The 18,913-nt window shown below is 38.6% G+C and carries 15 protein-coding genes; 12 read left to right on the forward strand and 3 right to left on the reverse strand.

Annotated elements, in window-relative coordinates:
• Positions 1–92 precede the first annotated feature (92 nt).
• The 11 genes from CKK03_RS21655 to CKK03_RS21705 all read left to right on the forward strand — a co-directional run bounded on the left by CKK03_RS21655 (position 93) and on the right by CKK03_RS21705 (position 13,471).
• A complete protein-coding gene (locus tag CKK03_RS21655; protein WP_099364577.1) occupies positions 93–494 on the forward strand; it encodes a GntR family transcriptional regulator in 402 nt (133 codons plus the stop codon).
• Complete coding sequence (locus CKK03_RS21660; RefSeq protein WP_099364578.1) at positions 481–1,365, forward strand: ABC transporter ATP-binding protein; 885 nt, start codon at positions 481–483, stop codon at positions 1,363–1,365. Before CKK03_RS21655 ends, CKK03_RS21660 begins: the two co-directional genes overlap by 14 nt.
• Positions 1,358–2,422, forward strand: coding sequence for an ABC transporter permease (locus CKK03_RS21665; RefSeq protein ID WP_099364579.1), 1,065 nt, complete (start codon positions 1,358–1,360; stop codon positions 2,420–2,422). The genes CKK03_RS21660 and CKK03_RS21665 overlap by 8 nt, the downstream gene beginning before the upstream one ends.
• 66 nt (positions 2,423–2,488) lie before the next feature.
• On the forward strand, positions 2,489–2,983 hold the full coding sequence (locus tag CKK03_RS21670; RefSeq protein WP_099364580.1) for a hypothetical protein: 495 nt from the start codon (positions 2,489–2,491) through the stop codon (positions 2,981–2,983).
• A 61-nt stretch (positions 2,984–3,044) separates the two neighbouring features.
• On the forward strand, positions 3,045–3,539 hold the full coding sequence (locus tag CKK03_RS21675; protein WP_099364581.1) for a DUF1648 domain-containing protein: 495 nt from the start codon (positions 3,045–3,047) through the stop codon (positions 3,537–3,539).
• A 104-nt stretch (positions 3,540–3,643) separates the two neighbouring features.
• Positions 3,644–4,333 (forward strand): copper homeostasis protein CutC, encoded by a 690-nt coding sequence (locus CKK03_RS21680; RefSeq protein WP_099364582.1) that lies wholly within the window; start codon positions 3,644–3,646, stop codon positions 4,331–4,333.
• Between the two features lie 124 nt (positions 4,334–4,457).
• Positions 4,458–7,394: a PD-(D/E)XK nuclease family protein gene (locus CKK03_RS21685; protein WP_099364583.1), complete on the forward strand. Its 2,937-nt coding sequence runs from the start codon at positions 4,458–4,460 to the stop codon at positions 7,392–7,394.
• The gene (locus CKK03_RS21690) at positions 7,387–10,593 is read left to right on the forward strand and encodes a UvrD-helicase domain-containing protein (RefSeq protein WP_099364584.1); all 3,207 of its coding nucleotides are present in this window, start codon (positions 7,387–7,389) and stop codon (positions 10,591–10,593) included. The genes CKK03_RS21685 and CKK03_RS21690 overlap by 8 nt, the downstream gene beginning before the upstream one ends.
• Positions 10,594–10,671: 78 nt before the next feature.
• Positions 10,672–11,490 carry an NAD-dependent epimerase/dehydratase family protein gene (locus CKK03_RS21695; RefSeq protein ID WP_099364585.1) on the forward strand — a complete coding sequence of 273 codons (819 nt, stop codon included), beginning with the start codon at positions 10,672–10,674 and terminating at the stop codon, positions 11,488–11,490.
• 550 nt (positions 11,491–12,040) lie between these two features.
• Positions 12,041–12,613 (forward strand): YdcF family protein, encoded by a 573-nt coding sequence (locus CKK03_RS21700; protein ID WP_425432893.1) that lies wholly within the window; start codon positions 12,041–12,043, stop codon positions 12,611–12,613.
• A 159-nt stretch (positions 12,614–12,772) separates the two neighbouring features.
• Complete coding sequence (locus tag CKK03_RS21705) at positions 12,773–13,471, forward strand: polysaccharide deacetylase family protein (RefSeq protein ID WP_425432894.1); 699 nt, start codon at positions 12,773–12,775, stop codon at positions 13,469–13,471.
• Between the two features lie 53 nt (positions 13,472–13,524).
• Here CKK03_RS21705 and CKK03_RS21710 read toward each other — a convergent pair whose 3' ends face one another.
• The 3 genes from CKK03_RS21710 to CKK03_RS21720 form a co-directional block, all read right to left on the reverse strand.
• Entirely contained in the window at positions 13,525–14,847 is a 1,323-nt protein-coding gene (locus CKK03_RS21710; RefSeq protein ID WP_099364588.1) for a (Fe-S)-binding protein, read from the reverse strand.
• A complete protein-coding gene (gene glcD / locus CKK03_RS21715) occupies positions 14,844–16,256 on the reverse strand; it encodes a glycolate oxidase subunit GlcD (protein WP_099364589.1) in 1,413 nt (470 codons plus the stop codon). The genes CKK03_RS21710 and glcD overlap by 4 nt, the downstream gene beginning before the upstream one ends.
• A gap of 88 nt (positions 16,257–16,344) precedes the next feature.
• Positions 16,345–17,454 carry a CdaR family transcriptional regulator gene (locus CKK03_RS21720; protein ID WP_099364590.1) on the reverse strand — a complete coding sequence of 370 codons (1,110 nt, stop codon included), beginning with the start codon at positions 17,452–17,454 and terminating at the stop codon, positions 16,345–16,347.
• Positions 17,455–17,769: 315 nt separating this feature from the next.
• Between CKK03_RS21720 and mnmH the strand changes: the two genes are divergently transcribed.
• The gene (gene mnmH / locus CKK03_RS21725; RefSeq protein WP_099364591.1) at positions 17,770–18,834 is read left to right on the forward strand and encodes a tRNA 2-selenouridine(34) synthase MnmH; all 1,065 of its coding nucleotides are present in this window, start codon (positions 17,770–17,772) and stop codon (positions 18,832–18,834) included.
• The last annotated feature ends 79 nt before the right edge of the window (positions 18,835–18,913 follow it).

The following is an 18,913-nucleotide window of genomic DNA, read 5'->3' on the forward strand; positions in this document are numbered from 1 at the left end:
ATAGTAGATGTTATTTAATGTATTAAGTGTACTACATGATATAATACACCTAAAACACAAGTGGCATAGATCAACTGAAAGGGGTGTTTTGCTTGTATTTTCATTTGGATGAACGAAGTAATACACCAATTTGGGAACAAATTGTACACCAAGTCAAGGAACTCATTTTAAAAGGAGTCCTACAACCGAATGATAAATTATTTAGTGTTCGCGAGCTTTCCTCAAATCTCCTTGTAAACCCAAACACCGTTAGCAAAGCTTATCAGGAGCTTGAGCGACAGGGAATCATTGAAACAAGAAGAGGAAAGGGTACATTTGTTTCTGAACAGCTTCCAATGAAGGTGGATGATGAAAAAGTGGAGGAAATTAAACAGTCATTAAAGCTTTTACTCGTAGAAGCTTCATATCTTGGGATAAATAAAGACACATTTGTTGAGTGGATTGAGAAGTATGTCGATGAGTTAGGGGGGAAGGACAGCAATGCTAAAGGTTAATAATCTGTCAAAAAGCATTGAAGGAGAAAAAGTGATAAATAATATCTCTTTTTCAATCAGCGAAGGATCGATTGTCGGATTAGTTGGGCGTAATGGAGTTGGAAAAACAACATTACTCCGAAGCCTTGTTGGCATATTAGATGTAGAACAAGGTGAGGTCGTATTTCAAGGAAAAAATATTGTTACACACCCAGAAGTAAAAGGGGAAATGGTCTTTGTTCCTGATTCGAATTCGATTTTTAATGGATACAGTATCAAAGAGCTAGTGACATTATATGAAGCGATATACGTGAACTTTGATAAAGAGTATTTCTATCAGTTACTGCAGCGTTTCGACCTTCCAGAAAAACGAAAAATTCGAACCTTCTCACGTGGGATGAAAGCATTATTATTTATCATTTTATCTATTTCAACAAGAGCGAAACTGATTTTACTAGATGAGCCAACAAATGGGCTAGACGCGATTGTAAAAAGAAAGATTCTTCAGTTCCTACTAGAGGAAGTCTCGGAATCGAGGATTTCACTTTTTATTTCTAGCCATCATTTAGAAGAGTTAGAGAAAATCGCGGACACCATCATTATGTTAAAGGATGGGGAAATCGAATCCATCATCACGATGGAGGATGCTAAGCTAGAGTACAAAAAAGTACAGGTTGTCTTTAAGGAAAATGGCATCCCTGAAGACATTGAGCAACTTCCAAACATCGAAATCCTTAGTCAAATTGGGCGTGTGTGCACCTTTTTAATTAGAGGAAAAACAGAAGAAACAGTATCACGATTAAAAGAGAAACATCCGTTGCTTTTAGAGGAATTGCCAATGTCACTTGAAGACATATTTGTGTCGGCATTAGGAGGCGATGATATTGTTTAATAAAGCACTTTGGCTCAGGAATTATAAGCAGACAAAGTTTTTTGTGTGGGGACTTTGGCTGGTGTGTCTTTACTTGCCATACAAATTAAATAACTTTTTAAACATTGAAGAGAATTCGATTTTACACTGGGAGGAGTGGGGCAATACAGAGCCTTATACCTTTTATTTTGGCAACTTCTTAGAAGTGGGATTATTTCAAACATTAGCCCTTATTCTTTTAGCAACAGCATTAATTGGGTTAGAGCGAACAAATCAGAGCTTGGATTTTACATTAGCATTACCCTATACAAGAACTGAAATCTTTTTCTCAAAATGGATATATGGAGTTGTACATTTAATCGGAGCATTAACTATGAGTGTACTAATATCAATGATTCTTCTTGGAAATTCGTTAATGAATGAATATCTTCCTTTATCTGCACTCGGGTACTATTATGTACTTGCTCTCTTTACTTTAATTGGCGTATTTACATTTAGTCTTCTTATGGGCTTAATTGGAGCAAGTTTTATCTCACAATTTGCTTTTAGTATGATTTTTCTTTATTTACCATATGGTTTATATAACTTGATTATGGAAGGTATTATGAATCATTATCATGCAATCACGGGCCATTACTTTATAAAAGAAAATTATGGAATCCAACATTTTGATTCCTATGCCGAGAATCTTTCATTTCCACTACTATTATTGAATTTTGAACGAGGTATTAATGAAATATATGTATGGAAACAGGCTACCTTTTTAGATTCGATTGATGTCATTCTTATCCCGATTATTGTAACGATTCTCTCGTTACTCTTGATAAGACGTTTAGCAACAAGTATTAAAAGTGAAAATAACGGTAAAATCCTGGCATATGAGAAGCTGTTGCCTTACCTAAAAGCGGGAGTGTTCATTTGTTTCTACTTATTTGGCGGAATTGTATTTGGGTCACAAAGATATGACGAACCCCCAAACCTTCTGTCATATCATTTAGGAGGACTTGGATTCAGTATCATTGCCTACTTCATTCTGACAAAATTAGCGGGAATAAGAATGCAATTCGGAAAAAAATAAATGATTAATAGAAGAGGGGTGGTTCTCTGACAAAATCGCCCCACGATTCAAACAGGGGGATGGGATATGAAACTGTCAAAATTAATACCGTTCGTTCTCATCATGATCATACTTACAGGGTGTAATAAGGAAGAATTGAAATGGTATGGAATGGTTGTATTTAAACCAGTTGGGACACCAGAAGCAATAAATACATGGACTGCTCAATTACAATATGTTAGTTATAGTGAAATCGAGGACACACCACCAGACATCCTTAAAATTAAGTATATTGCTAGCGACGTACCGTGTCCTGAAGAGGTTACTTTTCAAATTCGCGATACTAAAATGTCAGGGGTCATTGAGCTTAACGATGAAGGGATAGGTGAAGCTATTATTGATCGCCCACAGTTGTTGGAATATCTTAACTCAATCATTAAAGAGGATGGCACGATAGTAGGGTCAATTCCACTTGTTCTTAGCTGGGAAAACCAAACTGAAGAGATAACTTTACCATACTTAACAGCGGTTAAAGACTATGAAAAAACAACCTTGGATAAATTGTTGAAATTATTGTCATAAAGTGAAACCCTTACCGCTCCTTCCTCGTATAAAAAAGTATGAGGAAGGAGTGGGGTTTTTTATGTCCAATAAACCAATGCTAAAACTCCCAAAAACACTATCTGAAAGAATACTAGAAACGATATCTATTTTATTTTTAGTGGGTATTTATGTATATATCATCGTAAGTTGGGGTGAAATCCCGGATCGAGTACCTACGCACTTTAATATTGCCGGCGAGCCTGATAGCTGGGGCGGAAAAGGGAGTGTTCTCATCCTCCCAATTGTCGCAACCTTTTTATTCAAAACAATGTTTATCTTAAGTAAGTTTCCGCATGTTCATAATTACCCCGTTGAGGTGACACCCGAAAACGCAGAAGGCATATATAGAGCCTCTCGAAAAATGCTGATTGTGATGAATTTTCTTCTTACGTTTTTCCTAGCGATCGGTGCATTGGAAATGATTAACGTCGCCCAAGGAAAAGAAGGTCTAGGCATGTGGTACATGATTGGGCTATTTGTGTCTCTTTTTGGGACAATGGGGTATTATATGTACAGGATGTTTAAAATAAAGTGACCAGAGGGACGGTTCTCTTGGTTCCATTTAGGGACCACAAGAACCGTCCCCATGGTTACCCACCGTCCCGCGGTACCAAATTACATAAAAGGTAGGAAATAAATATGTTACTTGAAATTATTGTACAAGATGCAGTAGATGCAAGAATGGCCGAAGAACATGGTGCAAATCGTTTAGAATTAGTAACGGCAATGACAGAAGGAGGTTTAACACCTTCATATGGAATTATAAAGGATGTTGTCCAAGCGGTCTCCATTCCGGTTCATGTTATGATTCGTCCACATGGGTACTCGTTTGTATACTCTGAGGATAATAAGCGGGTTATTTTAGAAGATATTCATGTGTGTAAAGACCTTGGTGCAACTGGAATTGTATTCGGTTCTTTAACGGAAAGCGGAGAAATAGATGAAGCGTTTCTTGAAAAAGTGATTGCGGAAGCGGATGGAATGAAGATTACTTTCCACCGTGCAATTGATGAAGCAAAGGATATTATTGAAGCTTATAAAACCCTTCAAAAATACAGCGATTCTATCCAAACGGTATTAACCTCTGGAGGAGCGCCAAAGGCGTTAGAAGGTGTAGAAAATCTCAAGACAATGCTTGCGTTAGCTAACGAAAAGCCATCACCGGTCGTTATGCCAGGATCTGGCTTATCACATAACAATATTGTAGAACTGCATGAAAAAGTTCATGCAACCGAATACCATTTCGGGTCTGCGGTTCGAATAAATGGGAAGTTTAGCGAACCAATAAATGGGAATACTATTAAAACGATAAAACAAATACTAGGTTAAAACAACAAGGATGTCTGAATGTAGATTTGGACGTCCTTTTATTTTGGCAAAAATCGTCCGAATAAAAATAATGCCGATAGAAACAAAATGATACGGCTAGTCACGAAATTGGAGAGTGAAAACCTTGGAAGTTCTCATTAAACACCTCGAAACGATATGCAAAGAGCACTTTTTAACGGAAAAAATCTTACTTGTGGATTCATATATGATCGGCGAACAAATACTAAGACAATTTACTCAAAATAATCATCATGCCGTGAATATCAAAATCAAAACTGTTAAGGATCTTGCACTTGATGCTCACCCTACCGAAGAAAAACAACTCATCAGTGATACGCTTGGAACTCATTTTATGTATTCCCTACTGTCGGAGCTAAAGATGGACTTTCGCTATTTTCATGAGGTTGAAATCACGCCGACCTTAAGTCAAAGGATGTACCAAACAGTAAAACTATTGCGTCAGGCTGGCTACACAAGTAGCTCACTTTCGAGGGAAGATTTTGTTTCAACTGAAAAAGGCGAAGATATGATAGGCATTTTAGCGTCTTATGAAGAGCTTCTCCATAAAAATAAAATGATTGATGAAGCTGAGCTTTTTAGGAGTGCTCTAGGAAAATATTACTCTAGAAACCAAGTCTTCATTTTTCAAAGCAACCTTAGGTTATCTTACCTACAAGTAGAATTTTTAAAAAGTATCCTTCCAGCAAATTACTTCCATTTACCGATGGAAGCAGTACGCGGGATGGAGATACCTGAAGGCTCTTCTTTTTCAAAGGTTGTTTTCGGTGGAGAAACACCGTTAAGCTTCCTTTTTGATGTAGAACATTGCCAAACAACGGTTCCGACACTTTCTCTTTTTTCAGCAAAAACGGAGGATATGGAGCTAAAGGAAGTACTATTTCGCATGAAGGAAAAAGGAAATCGGTTTGATGAGGCGGTAATCTTTTACACAGCAAGCTCGAAATATATTACCGCAATGTATCATTTAGCGGAACGAATGCAACTGCCTGTGACATACGGTGAGGGGATTCCGATTGGTTTTACGCGTCCTGGTAAGTTCGTGGCAGGCATTCTCGCTTGGATGAAAGAATTTTATAGTGTGCGAGTTTTCTTGGACCTTCTTCAGGAAAATTTACTGGATATAGGAGAAGACGCGCCGTCAAAAGCTAGAATCGCAAACTTGCTGCGGGATGCTCATATTGGTTGGGGGAAAGAGCGTTATCTTTCACAAATCCATGCCAAAATTAATCAACAAAACGCTTCTGAGGATCGAATCCAGCATTATCAATGGCTTTTAAAATGGTTTTCGTCTGTGTTCAAACAAACACCTACAAACCTACCCGACGGAACCATTGTCTATCGTGATCTGCTAAAAACGATTAAATATTTTCTGCAAAACCATTGTAAAGTTTCTTCCGCATTTGACCAACTAGCGAAAGAGACATTACTAGAACGATTCGAAGACCTGTTGCCATATGCAAATGAAGCCATATTTGAAGTTCATCAAAAATTTGAGGATGATTTTCTATCTATTCAAATTGGCCAGTCCCGACCAAAGCCTGGCTATTTACATATTTCGTCCTATAAAAATGGTATCTATGTGAATCGAGAGAATGTATTTATTGTTGGAATGGACAATCAACGCTTTCCAGGGAGTTCAGCGGAGGACCCATTGTTGCTTGACATGGAACGTGAGAAATTGGGCAGATTCCTTCCGTTAGAAAAGGACAAGTCGAAACGCAATCTTTATATCATGTCACAGCTATTAGCCTCAGCTGCGAACCATGAGATTACCGTAAGCTACTGCAGGTTTAACATTAATGAAAACCGAGTTATATCACCTGCCTATTTGTTTCTACAATGCTACCGCATTCAATCAGGCGATTTTTTGGCAGATTTTACAACACTACAAAAGAATGTTCCAAGTGTGGATAGAAAGCACATAGTAGATAGGGAAGATTGGTGGACTTACCACATTTCAAACGCGCAAAACAATCCGTTCACGGAATCGGTTTTATCAGGATTTTCAAATATTGAAAGAGGGCTACATGCTGAAACAATGAGGCAGGATCCTGCTTTTACCGTGTATGAAGGAAAAATCGAAAGTGATACAACAGGGTTTGATCCTCGTAAAAACCAAGAGATTACGATTTCTGCTGGAAAGCTTGAAAAAATTGCGAAATGCCCATATGCCTATTTTTTAGAAAATGTATTGCGAATAAAGGTAAATGAGGATATTTCCTATGACCCGACCCGATGGTTGGATGCAAAAACGAGGGGTAGCTTGCTACACGAAATTTTTGAAAAATTTTATAAAGAAATCAAGGCTCGTAAGGAAAGACCTTCATTCGACAAACATATCCACCTGCTATCTAAAATAGCAAAGGATGGGTTGGAAGTCATAAAATCACTCGTTCCACCACCAAATGCACGAACGGAAAGACTAGAAACAGAGGAAATCATCGAGTCATGTGAAACCTTTTTGAGAATTGAAGAAGAAAATAATGAGTTAGGGGAACCTTTGTATTTTGAATATTCCTTTGGTGAAGATGCACCAGCAGTGATTGAGCTTCCGTCAGGAAAAGTTCATGTTAGGGGAATCATTGATAGAGTCGATCAGTTACCTGACGGTTCTTACCATATTATTGATTATAAAACGGGAAGTAGTTGGGGCTATAAGACACAAGAGTTTTTTAAAGGTGGAAGACAGCTCCAACATCTACTCTACACACTTGCCATTGAAGCCCATTTAGGAATGGATGATGGAGCAGTTAAAAAGAGCTCTTATTTATTCCCAACGCGAAAGGGAGCAGGGGAACGCTTTGAACGAGAGCAGGAAGAAACGACCCGTACAAATGGAAGGGACATTTTAGACAAGCTTCTTTCGATTGTGGAACATGGACATTTCACGATGACTGATGATGAGAATGAATGCAAATTCTGTGAGTTTAAACAAATATGCAGACGTTCCACATATGACAAAGAAACATTGAAACAAAAACAACAAGACGAAACGGCTAAAGGATTAACAAGTTTTAAGGGGGTGCGCGCCTATGACTAAGGCAATTGTCGATCAAGAGGCTCGAGATAAGATTACGACTGTATTGAATCAAAACTTTCTCGTAGAAGCTGGAGCGGGTTCGGGGAAAACGACGAGCCTAGTTGAGCGAATGGTCAATCTTATATATACAGGAACGGCGAAAATAAATGAGATTGTCGCAATCACATTTACAAAAAAGGCAGCAGACGAGCTTAAAACACGATTCTTAACCGTTCTCGAAAAAAAGTGTAAAGAAGAATCAGACCCGGACGTAAAATTTTTGCTGGAGGAAGCATTGCAAAATATTGATCAATCCTTTATCGGCACAGTTCATTCCTTTTGTGCTCGATTACTACGAGAAAGGCCAGTTGAAGCGGGTCTGGATGTTCATTTTAAGGAACTTGAAGATTCGGAAGATGAAAAAATGGCTGAGGCTGCATGGCTTGTTTACAGAAATAAGCTGGAACAAGATAACCCACAGAAAGCGAAAATGATGAAGGCACTTGCGATTGAGGAACAAGATTTGTCAGATCGCTTCCGTACTATGAAAAACTATCCAGATGTTCTGTGGGCAAGTGATGAAGCTGAGAAACCATATCTTGATGATGTGTTTCGTCGTTTCATTTCACTTTTAAAAGAAGCAAGTCGTTGCATACCAAAAGATCTTCCAAAGGGACCTGACAAACTCCAGGAGGCCATTGAAGAATCACTGCGACAAGTAAGATTCAATAGCAAAACGGACTCTCTGATGATTGCCATTTTTCGAATGTTTGATAAAAACGTTAAGGCTACGCAGAACCGATGGACTTCAAAAGAAGATGCTAAGGAGTATGAAGCTCGAATTAGCGATTTTTTCGGGACGCAAATCAAGCCATTGCTGATTAGGTGGAGTGAATATTGTCATCCATTTGTCATTGACTTATTTAAAGAAGCGCTAAAAGAATATGAAAAAATAAAACAAGAACGTTCATTGATGAATTTTCAAGATTTATTGATGAAAACAGCAGCCCTTTTGAAGGACAATTCAGAAGTGCGCACGTATTTTCAGCAGAAATACAAAATGTTGCTTGTGGACGAGTTTCAGGATACGGATCCGATTCAAGCGGAAATAATGTTTTATTTAACAGGAGACGATGTTTCGGAAAGAAATTGGACAAAGTGTAAACCACGTCCAGGCTCCCTTTTTGTTGTGGGAGACCCAAAGCAAGCAATCTACCGTTTCCGACGTGCCGATATTGATATTTACAATCTAGTGAAGGAACTGATTGAAGCTCATGATGGTGAAGTTCTCCAGTTAATCATGAATTTCAGAACGGTTGATACTGTAACAAGCTTACTAAATGGCGTTTTTCAAGAGCATCTACCCGAAAAAGAAACAGTCCATCAGGCCGCCTACCGTCCATTACATTCCTATAAAGAAGCAGGTAGCTCTGATTTAGCGGGGATTAAGAGACTTGTTTTATCGGATGATTTTGCAAAAAACAAAACGATGACGCTTGATGAAGATGCACGGTGTATAACGGGATATATCCAAAAATTAATCAATGATGGTCATGAGCCAGGTGAATTCATGATCTTAACTCGTCAGAAAGAAGGCATTGATGTTTACGCGCGCGTTTTGGAGGGAGCAGGAATTCCTGTGAGTGTCAGCGGGGAAATGGAAATCGGAACAATTCCCGAGTTCATGGACCTTCTACTTCTTCTGGATGCACTTGTTGATACGACTGATCAAATCGCCTTTGTTGCCGCACTTCGAAGTGTCTGGTTTGGTATCAGTGACGAGGAATTATTCCAATGGAGGCAGGCTGGAGGAGCGTTTTCGTTATATGCGGAAACTCCGGACAATTTGAATGGAGTAACGAAACAGCATTTTCATCTTGCACTCACAAAGCTACAGCTATATGCCAAATGGAAAATCACCTACTCACCGCTTGTCGCAATTGTGAAAATAGTGGAGGATATCGGTTTATACCCATTATTCGCCGTAAAAACCTATGGTAAGAGGGAAATGACAAATCTCATCCAAATCCTTGAAGCACTGAGGGTAAAAGAGGAAGACGAGGCATTAACTTTTAAACAAGCTGTTCAATTTGTAAAAACGCAAATTGAGGAAAAAACAAATGTTATCAGTCTTGAGGAAGACGAAAATGCGGTACGAATCATGAATGTTCATAAAGCAAAAGGCTTGGAGGCTTCGATTGTTTTCTTAGCGCATCCGGGTAAAAAGCCTGAAATTCGCAATAAAATATGGTCCCATATCAAACGTGAAGACCAAGGCGCAACGGGATATTTTATGTTCGGAAGAAAGCATGGTCAAACGACGAAGCCTGTTGCACAACCCCTGTTTTGGGAGGAACACCTAGACGAGGAGGAAGCGTACTTACTAGCTGAAGAAATCCGCGTTCTGTATGTCGCTGCTACTAGGGCTGAGAAAGCCATGATCATTAGTACATTTGAGTCTAAAAATACGAAAAATCCGTGGAGTCTGCTATTAGATGGCCTACCTGGGCTCGAGGATATCGATATCCCAGAAGTGATAACGGATGAAAAAGAAACAAAGGGAAATAACATAAATCAAGATGAATACAGATCTGAAGCACAAGGATTATTGGACTGGATCGAGGACCGAAAACAACCCTCCTATGCGACATTTAGCCCTTCCGAGGAAAAGCAAGATATCTTCACGCTTGGAATTGAACGTGAGGAGGGCGGGGGATTGGCATGGGGAACTGCGATTCACGAGGTCTTTGAGATGGTCGTCGAAGGTGGTCAAGAAGCGGAAACCGTTGTTGTATCGGCGTTAAAAAAACATGAAATCTCTTTAGGACGAATGGAAGAAGTCGCACAAGCTGTGGAACGTTTTAAACAATCGACAATTTGGGCAGAGCTTCAAATTGCCGATCAAGTTCTAACAGAAGTTCCTTTCACTATACAAATCGACGCGAAAGATCCTTTGTATGAGTATGTTAAAAAAGGAGACAAGGCTGAGATTGTTTTTGTAAATGGAATTATTGATCTTGTGTACAAGCTAAACAGTTCATGGAAGATTGTTGATTATAAAACAGACCGACCAAAGGATGTTGAGATGCTCCCGGAATTAACAAAATACTATCGAAACCAAATCGACCTATACCAGCAAATTTGGGAAAGAATCACAGGAGAACAAGTGGCAGACAAACAGCTTTATTTTGTCACACCCAATAAAATAATGACCATTTAAACATCTTTTTCGGATGTATGTTTTTTCCTAAAAAAACAAACTTTAACAAGTAAGACAAGTCTAAAGGGGAGCAATACAATGAAAAAGAAAATTGCCATCATCGGTGGGACTGGCTTAATCGGTTCGATTCTTGAAGCTGGGCTTAGTGACAAGTACGACATCACAATTCTCGATAAAAAGGTAGATAATCACCCAAATCACATCGAGGTAGATGCAACGAATTTTGAAGAACTGATTCGCAAAATTCCTGCTGACTGTGATGCACTTGTTAACCTGTTGAATGTCAAAACTAAAAACGATTTTAAAGATGTTACACAATTTCGCAAAAAGACCGAAATTCATTTCCTTGCATCCTTTTATATTTTAAGGGCGGCAATCGAGCTTGGGATAGGTAAGGTCGTCTATGCAAGCAGCAACCATGTAACTGATTTTTTTGAGAAGGATGGGGTTTCAGCATTTGGCCGTGAGATTACTGTTGATGATTACCCCTACTCGAGATCATTATATGGCACTCTCAAATTGGCATCAGAAAATATCGGGCATATTATGGCATATGAGGAGGAAAACAATCTATCTGTCATTAATCTGCGAATTGGCAGTGTTAGACGTGATGAAGTGGAGGATTTACAAACAAATCCACGGATAAACAAAACCTTACTTAGCCACAAGGATGTCATCCAGTTATTTGATTTAGCCATCCAATCAACGGTGAAGTTTGGGACCTATTATGGGGTATCCGATAACAAGGACAAACCTTGGTCGACGCTTAATGCAACCCGTGAGCTTGGATTTGTCTCAAAGATGAATTCACAGGACGTTTTAGACCAGGCTGATATCGAACTGGATAGTATTCTTCCTTATTACGAAGATCTGGAAAATCAAAATTGGCTAAACTAAATTGAAGCTGAGGAACTCCAGATATAGATTTTGCGAATGATTGTATTCCAGGATTCAATATAAAAGCATACGCAAATCTTTTTCACGTATGCTTTTATCGTTTTTTTCCATAAAAACAATACACAAATGGATGATTTTTACAATTTATTTCAATTTTTAAATGGTTTCTACCTTTTTTTGGATATTACGAATGGTTTTCTCTGCCAATCTAGATAAAAGCATACGCATTTCTTATTTACGTATGCTTTTATTGATTTTTTTCTTAAAAACGATACACAAATGGATAATTTTTACAATTTATGTCAATTTTTAAATGGTTTCTACCTTTTTTTGGATATTACGCATGGTTTTCACTGCCAATCGATATAAGAGCATACGCAATTTTTATATACGAATGCTTATATCACTTTTATACTCAAATACGATACATAAGTGGAAAATTGTTACTCTTTGAAATTCCTTCTGCTATAACTAGAGTCCTTCAATTCCCTTTTTGCTATAATGATAGAATAACCTTAAAGGGGTTGTTACTAATTTGAAAAAGAGGAAAATGATGCTACTTTTAATAGGAATTTTACTCATTATTGTGGTTGTATATTTCGGACGCATTCATTATAAGATATCACAGTATGTGGATGCAGCACCTCCTAAAAATGCCGATTATTTGATCATTCTTGGTGCCAAGGTGAATGGTGAAATTCCATCACTTGCGTTACAATACCGAATTGATGCGGCTGCTGAATATGCGAAGGAGAATAAGCACACGCTCTTAATTGCCTCAGGTGGTATGGGGCCAGGTGAGGATATTACAGAAGCGGAAGCGATGAGAAGAAAGCTTGTGGAGAAAGGGATATCTGAATCAAGAATCTATCTTGAAGACCGTTCAACGAGTACATATGAAAATATTAAATTCTCAAAAGAATTTATACCTGAGGATGCGAAGCTAGGGATTGTAGTGACAAATGATTATCATCTTTACCGGTCAGTCCAAATTGCCGAAGACGCTAATTTGAAGGTCAAGGGACTACCGGCAAAAACCCCAAAAATTACTTTGGTAAAAGCATACGGCCGTGAATATTTGTCCGTAACAAAATATTATATAGAAAAGTTTTTACTAAAATAGAAAAAAACATGCATTTCAAAAGGCGAGGAGACAATCTCGTCTTTTTTTTTGTCGCAAACAAATTCCATTCACAAGCCTAATAATAATTAAAAAAATCCATAAACTACCCAATAAAGCTTCATGATAGAAGGGGGAACTTTTTTGGGAAGATGTATAGTAATGATTGTTCTTTTCCTATTTTTAAATCATATTCCTGCACAGGCAACAGATCGCTTTGACTTTGAAAAAACAGGTAAAGCTACGTGGGAAGTGAAGACGGATGAGAAAATGGTAGCTATCACATTTGACGATGGGCCAAGTCCAGTTTACACACCACAAATTTTAGACGTTTTAGCAAAGCATAAAGCAAAAGCCACTTTTTTCGTTGTTGGAAAACATGCAATTAAACACCCCGAAATCATTCGTCGAGAAGTATTGGAGGGGCATGAAATTGCAAACCATACCTTTAATCATTCAAATATTGTACGTGATTCCCAAAAACTCGAAAATGAAATTGATATAACCACCGACACTCTTAAGGAAATAACTGGATTTAGCCCAACTCTTTTTCGTCCAGTTGGTGGGAGTTACAATGACGTTATTATTAACACTGCAGCAGAAAATGGATACCATGTTGTGCTATGGTCTTGGCATCAAGACACGAAGGACTGGAAAAATCCAGGGGTTAACAGGATCACGAAAAGGGTTATTTCAGGTGTAAAACCAGGGAACATCATTCTTTTTCATGATTCAGGTGGAAATCGAACGCAAACCGTTCAAGCATTAGACCAAATACTCACAGAACTAGAGGAAGAAGGATATGAATTTGTTACTGTATCAGAAATGCTGTTCCGGACCCAAATAAAACAAAGTAATTAGATATACATGTAGCCAAAGAATCGTCTCGGAAGCCAAGACGATTCTTTTTTATCTTATTTTTCAATCGCTTCGAGTAATAAATCAACTATATGGACAGCTCGCATTTGATTCGACAAGCCTTCCCGTTCGATGCCAAGTTTCATCTGTAGCAAACAACCGGGATTTGCTGTGACAATTGTTTTGGCTTGTGTATCTTTAACGTTTTTCATTTTTGAATCTAATATTTTCATCGACATTTCAGACTCTACAATATTATAGATGCCAGCAGAGCCGCAGCAGCTGTCCGCATTTTTCATTTCCATATAAGTTGCGCCATCAATAGATTGTAGTAGCGTTCTAGGCTCAAACGCCGTCTTCATTACATTTCGCAAATGGCATGAATCCTGGTAAGTGATAACTTGTGCAGGAAGGGAAAGTTCTTTTTTATGAAACTCTAATTCTACCAAAACAGATGAGATGTCCTTTAGCTTTTTCGAGAATGCTTTCGCTCGTTCTGCCCACTGGGGGTCATCTTTTAGAAGGTGATCATAATCGATTAAAAAGGCACCGCAACCACCCGCATTTGTGATGATATAATCAGCTTCAATCTCTTCAAAGGCCGCTATATTTTGTTTCGCCAGTTCTTTTGCTTTGTTTTTTTCGCCACTATGTCCATGTAAGGCCCCACAACAAGCCTGTGTTTTTGGAATCACAATTTCACAACCCGCCAATTGAAGGAGTTTCATGGTGGCATCATTTGTTTTCATAAACATCGTATCCATTAAACAGCCTGTGAAAAAGGAGACTTTTTTCTTTCGTACACCAATTGGTTCAAGATGGTATGGTCTATTTTTTAGTTCCTTTAAGGATGGTACGTCTGGAAGTACGCGTTCCATTGTCTCAAAGCTATCAGGTAAAAACTTCAAAAGACCACTATTTTGAACCGCTTTTTGCATGCCAGAGCGTTGGTAGACGCCAAGTAAACCTGTTAACGTACGCATCCGATTTTGATGGGGGAAAAGACCTTCAAAAACTGTATTTCTGATGGCTTTCACGGTTATCGAATGCTTTTTGTTTTGATGAACGATATCTCTTGCTTCTTCTAAAAGGTGCCCGTAATTGACGCCTGATGGACAAACTGGTTCACAAGCTCGACAACCCAAACACATATTTAATGATCTTTCAAAGTCCTCATCAGGTTCAATGAGCCCGTCCACAACTGCTTTCATTAACGCAATTCTTCCCCTTGGTGAGTGAGATTCTTGATAGCCGGATTCGATATAGGTAGGGCAGGTAGGAAGACAGAACCCACAGCGCATACAGTTTAATAATTCATTTTGGTCCATCCGTGATTGGAATTCTTTTTGGATTTTTTGTTGTTCTTGAATCGTTGTCATTTTGAAACCACCACACGTTTTCTAGAATCCTTTGCAAACATTTTGCCTGGATTCATGATGTTGTTAGGATCAAGCCCCGTTTTAATCGCTTGCATCGCAGCAATCCCTGCGGCACCTAGCTTCATTTCAAGATAAGGTGCTTTCATTACGCCGACACCGTGTTCGCCAGTAATCGTACCGCCAAGCTCAATCGCTTTTTCAAAAATTTCTTCAAACGCTTTTTCAACACGTTCAATTTCTTCACGGTCTCTGACATCTGTTAAGCAAGTAGGGTGAAGATTTCCATCTCCGGCATGACCAAAGGTACAAATATTCAAGTCGTATTTTTTAGCGATTACTCCAATTGCGTTTACCATGTTTGCAATTTCAGAGCGGGGGACAGTTGCATCCTCCAAAATGGTAGTCGGTTTTAAGCGTGCAAGAGCAGAAAGTGCAGCCCGCCTTGCTGTTCGTAAGGCCTCAGCCTCCTCCTCAGATTCCGCAGATTTCACAGATACCGCATGTTCTTCCTTGCAAATTTCTTTGATTCTAGCAATATCGCGTTTTACTATTTCTGCAGGACCATCCTGTTCAATAAGAAGGACTGCTTTTGCATCGGTTGGAAGTCCGATTTTTGCAAAGGCTTCGACCGCTTCAAGAGTAGGTTGGTCGAGAAACTCTAACGTAATCGGTATGATTTTACTTGCGATAATTTTTGAAACCGATTTTGCAGCTGACTCCAAATCCTGATAAAGGGCAAGAATGGTCTCTTTCGTTTCAGGCATTGGAATGAGCTTAAGTGTGGCTTCCGTAATGATGCCAAGAGTACCTTCTGAGCCGACAAAGAGGCGAGTGAGGTCATATCCAGCAACATCCTTCGCTAGCTTTCCTCCGGTTTTAATGATTTCGCCATTCGCCAATACAGCCTCAAGCCCCATAACATAATCTCGTGTTACCCCATATTTAAGGCCGCGTAATCCGCCGGAATTCTCATTGATATTGCCTCCGATTGTCGATATTTTCATCGAGCCAGGATCTGGTGGATAAAATAAACCCTTTGCCTCTACAGCAGTTGTCACTTCCTGAGTAATTACCCCAGGTTGGACTGTTATCGTTAGATTCTCTTCATCAATTTCTAAAATCTTATTTAAATGTTTAAAAAGAAGGACAAGTCCACCCTCAGTTGGGCAAGTGCCTGCACAGAGATTTGTCCCAGAGCCGCGAGGGACAATCGGAATTTTGTATTCATTACACACCTTGACGATTTCCGATATTTCCTCTTTGTTTCGAGGAGAAATCACTGCATCAGGCATTGACTGGAACTGTGGTGTCGCATCATACGAGTACACAAGTCGACCTGTTTTTGAATCATCATAGTTTTCAGGTCCGACGATTTTTATAAATTGCTGTTTTGCATTTGTATCAATCATGAGAACGCCTCCAAAAAATCTTCTTATTTATAAGCATAAAAAAAAGCGGATAGTTCCGCTATGTAGAAATCCACAAATATTTGAGGTATTATTCAAAAACTTTTATGGATTTATCCAATAATAGTAACCCGAGATAAAGGGCTGCTAAATCGACAAAGTTTTTTGGATGTAAGCCGGTGCGTTCTTCAATTTTATTAAAACGATAAGAAAGAGTATTCACATGAATATGAAGAGACTCAGCAGTTTCTTTGATGGACTGATTTTTTAAAATAAATTCAACTAACGTCTTAACTAGTGTTCCATCCTCATCTAAGAGCTTAATAATCGTACGTCTCACATAATCTGATTGCACTTGTCCGCTAGTTTCATGAACAAGCATTTCTAAAATGAGTTCTTCATCAAATTGTATAGAGTCAGTCCGTTTTGCCACTTTAAGAGCGCGTTCAGCTTCCTCAAAAGATTTTTTTAGCAAGGGCTCCTCGCTTCCCACTCCAAACGATATCTTTACAGTAAAACTACCTTCTAATTTTCTCTTAATTAATTGAAGGCTGTTTTGTGTTTGCTCTTTAGAACGGTCAGTTAACAGGAGTAGGAATCGTTCATTTCCCCATCTGACAAAAATTTCGTTCTCATTTAAAAATGAACTTTGTTGCAAGTGATTAGATATATCCCGGAGTGGAATTACTGTTTCACTTTTAATGAAGCCCATTACCACTTGTCGTTTAAGAGTAAGATCAATATTTAAATGCTCTGCACGCTTAACAAACTCTGGAGTTTCTTCATTACTGTGAAGCCAATCAAAGACGAAGGTTTCAAGTGCACGAGACTCTAATTCCATTTGCTCAGCATAGTAGCTCTCTTTGATTAAAAGCTCCGTCATTTTTTTCAGGAGCTCTCCGTATGAGGATACTTTTTCAGGGTTTCCAGTTATACCAATAACTCCAACAACATTGTGCTGATAAAGAATAGGTAAATTGATGCCTGCCTTTACCCCTTTTAAGTGATTTTCCATATCTTTTGTGATGATCATTTTCTTTTGATCCCTACTTGAAAGGAGTGCACCTTCGTGAAAACTTCCGATTCGAGTTGAATCCGTACTTGCAATAATCGTTCCCGAAACATCTACGATAATAATATCCTCATCAATTAATCTACGTACTTCTTTTATAATTTTTTTTGCCAGGGATGGTATAAGCATAAAGACTCCTCCGAAATCAATCATTATATTCATTCTATCATTTCAAAAAATTAATGTAATTGCATCTTTTAAGCTAAAGAAGTTTTTCTGATTTATAATAGGAGAGAGAGAATGTGGAAATAGTGTAGATAGACACTTTGGAAGGGATGTTCAAATAGTCCGGTGAAAATAACACATCGAATTTCATCGTTGGCTTGTTTTTCCGTTGCTCACGTATCAATAACATACGTTCCGCTACTCAAAACTGCGCCGCCTCGAACTTCTTGGTTCTTTTCATCCTCCAATTTGAACATATAATAGAAGGGAAGAAAATAGATGTTTCAAGATATATCTGTAGACGAATTACGGGAATTACAGAAGGAGAAACCAATAGCCATTGTTGATGTGCGTTCCCCTTCTGAATTCGCTGAATCTAATATACCTGGTAGTGTAAATATCCCCATTTTTACGGATGAAGAACGTGCAGAAATAGGAACCGTTTATAAACAAATTAGTCCAGACGCGGCAAAGGAAAAAGGACTTGAAATTGTTTCTGCCAAGCTTCCCAATTTTATAAGAGAGTTCTCGAAACTCCCAGAAGAGGAAAAGATTGTTTATTGTTGGCGTGGAGGGATGCGCAGTAAGACATCAGCAACCCTTATTGATTTAATGGGAATCAATGCAAAACGACTAATTGGAGGAATCCGAGGATATCGAGAATGGGTCGTAGAAAAACTAGAAGAGCTTGCGACTGATTTTAAACCAAAGGCATTGGTCATCAATGGATACACAGGTTCCGGGAAAACAAAAATTTTAAACGAGCTTCAGGATAATGGATATCCTGTTCTTGATTTAGAAGGAATGGCCAATCATCGTGGATCGGTTTTTGGGATGATTGGGAAAAAGCCGCATAATCAAAAAGTGTTTGACTTGATGCTTGTAGAACGGTCTCTGCAGATAAAAAAATCACCATATGTACTGTTGGAGGCTGAAAGCAAACGTGTTGGTCGAGCGACTATACCTGACTTTTTACTGAATTTAAAGGAAGAAGGATACCATATTTTTGTTGACCTGCCGATGGAGGAGCGCGTGTTAAACATTTTAGAAGATTACCGTCCGTGGGAATTTCCAAACGATTGTATGGCTGCCTTCCAACGAATCAAAAAGAGAATTCATACTCCAATTGCAACACAGATTGAAAAAGATCTTGAATCCGGAGATTATCATTCAGCCGTGAAATTACTATTGGAGTATTATTATGATCCAAGGTATCACTATACAGCGGAACAAATATCAGAGGACCGAAGCAAAGTACTGCATGTGAAAAATGTAGAAGAAGCCACCCAATTAATTAAAGAGTTTATAACAGAAAAAATGTCGAAGTCACCAACAAAGTCCTAAACAAATAACTAAGACCTAGTGCCAATCGCACTAGGTCTTTTGGCAATTTTTTAGCATTTCATTAGACTTATGAATCATA

It is taken from the genome of Fredinandcohnia onubensis (genome assembly GCF_002734215.1).
Taxonomy (GTDB): Bacteria; Bacillota; Bacilli; order Bacillales; family Bacillaceae_L; genus Ferdinandcohnia; species Ferdinandcohnia onubensis.